At 41.3% G+C, this 2,228-nt stretch carries 2 protein-coding genes; both read left to right on the forward strand.

Features of this window, described 5'->3' with window-relative positions; all coding sequences use genetic code 11:
* Positions 1 to 375, forward strand: a 375-nt coding sequence (locus tag V7201_RS11515; protein WP_335376875.1) for an EAL domain-containing protein, incomplete at its 5' end; no start/stop codon positions are given.
* 419 nt (positions 376 to 794) lie between these two features.
* Positions 795 to 2,192, forward strand: coding sequence for a Na+/H+ antiporter NhaC family protein (locus V7201_RS11520; protein ID WP_335376876.1), 1,398 nt, complete (start codon positions 795 to 797; stop codon positions 2,190 to 2,192).
* Positions 2,193 to 2,228: the final 36 nt, after the last annotated feature.

A 2,228-nucleotide genomic window follows, 5' to 3' on the forward strand; every position in this document is an offset into this window, starting at 1 on the left:
GAATCAGAAAAAATCGAAGATATCCAGCACCTAAAGAACGTCTTGAATACATATAAAAGGCAAGGCATGAAGGTTGCCCTTGATGATGTTGGAACAGGTTTTTCTACCCTGGAAGTACTCGAGATGCTGAACCCTGATTATGTAAAAATCGATCGACAGTATATTCATTATTGCGACGAGGTTGCAGAGAACCAGGAGTTTTTAACAAGAGTCATAGAATTGGCAAATAAACTTGATATTACGGTACTTGCAGAAGGAATTGAAAGAAAGGAAGAAATGGAGTATTGCCAAAAGATTGGCATCGATCTTGCACAGGGATTTTATATTGGGAAGCCTAGCTTACATACATCTTACGCAGCGGCAGGTATAAGATAATCTTATATACCGGCATTACAAATATACGGAAAACTTGATATAAGAATATAAACGTGAATGAAATCTGTCTTTCAATGAAATCTGACTTTTAAAAAGGCAGATTTTTTCTTGACATTTTAATAGTAAAATATTATATTGTTATTACACATCAACGCTTTTATGCATAAAAGCGTTTAAGTGAAAAAGTAAAATAGTATAGTGTTGACAGAAAAAAGTAGAATTGTCATGGGCAGCAGAAAGAGACTGGATGGTTGCTGGAAATCCAGGCAGTGGCAAATTTGAAATACAGCTGTCGATTGATGGCACTATGAATGAAGTGGGCAGGCATGTTTGTTTGCCAATTAGGGTGGTACCGCGGAGCTCCTTCGTCCCTAGATGAAAAGGAGCTATTTGTATTTCAGCTAATTGGAGGAATCAACATGTTAAATCACCAGCCTGCAATCTCGTTAAAAACATCGGAAGCTTTTGCCGTAATCCTGCTTTTATTGTCAGGTATAAGTTATGGAATGATCAAGTTAGAACTAGTACCACATATACCGGTCATGCTCGCAATTGGTGCTCTGATCGTTTACGGATTGTTCAAGAAAGTAAAAATTATTGAACTCGAAAGCAGCATGATTGAAGGAGCAAAAGCAGGACTAGGAGCAGTCATGATTTTCTTTTTCATTGGCATGCTTGTCAGCAGCTGGATTGCTTCTGGAACCATTCCCACATTAATATATCTGGCGTTTGAGCTTGTGTCCGGAAAATGGTTTTATGCCATTGTATTTCTTGTAACATCCATCGTTGGCTTAAGCATTGGAAGTTCTCTGACTACGTCTGCTGTCATTGGGGTTGCTTTTATCGCAGTAAGTGATACGCTCGGTTTTTCATCAGCCATCACTGCAGGTGCTGTTGTATCTGGAGCTTTTTTGGGAGATAAAATGTCCCCGCTCTCAGATACAACTGTACTCGCATCTTCCACAGTCAAGGTTGAGTTATTCGATCACATTAAAAATATGGCATGGACTACTGTACCAGCATTCTTTATTTCATTACTTTTATTTGCCGGGATGTCTCCGGAGATCGGATCAGCCGATTACAGCAAACTGAATGGTTTGCAAAAGGCCCTTACCGACATGAATCTTGTACACTGGTACTCTCTTATTCCTCTAATACTAATCGGTGTCCTTGCAGTAAAGAAGGTATCTTCGATATTGACACTCGGTGCTGGAACCTTTTCTGCAATGGGAATCAGCCTGCTGGTGGTTGAAAGATCTGAATGGGGTATGCTGCCGGGTATTTTATACTCAGGCTACCAATCAAAGAGCGGTAACGAACAACTCGATTCACTGTTGTCTCGTGGAGGGATTGAAAGTATGTTATTTTCTGTCTCGCTTGTACTGCTAGCCCTGAGTATGGGGGGCTTATTGTTCAAACTAGGGGTCCTGCCTGCTCTACTGCAGGGACTTACGGCAAGTCTGAGGAAAGTCCCTGTCCTGATTGGTTCAGCAGCATTGTCTGCCATTGGGATAAATTTTATAATCGGCGAACAATACCTTTCCATTTTGTTAACAGGAAACACTTTCGCAGGACATTTCGAAAAAGCGGGACTTCAGGCGAAAAACCTATCACGGGTTCTGGAGGATGCAGGAACGGTCATCAACCCACTCGTCCCATGGAGTGTGTGCGGGGTCTTTCTTAGCGGAGTGCTTGGTGTAAACACAATAGAGTATGTGCCTTTTGCGTTCTTTTGTCTGCTGTCTCCGGTTTTAACGTTGGCAGCTGGCTTTACAGGCATGACGGTATCGAGAATAGAAAGGAAAGCGGTGGCTTAAGCTGCCGTTTTTTTTTGTTGATTAGGAAATTATAAA

This window comes from Bacillus sp. JJ1122 (assembly GCF_036964885.1).
In the GTDB taxonomy this organism is placed as follows: Bacteria; Bacillota; Bacilli; order Bacillales; family Cytobacillaceae; genus Mesobacillus.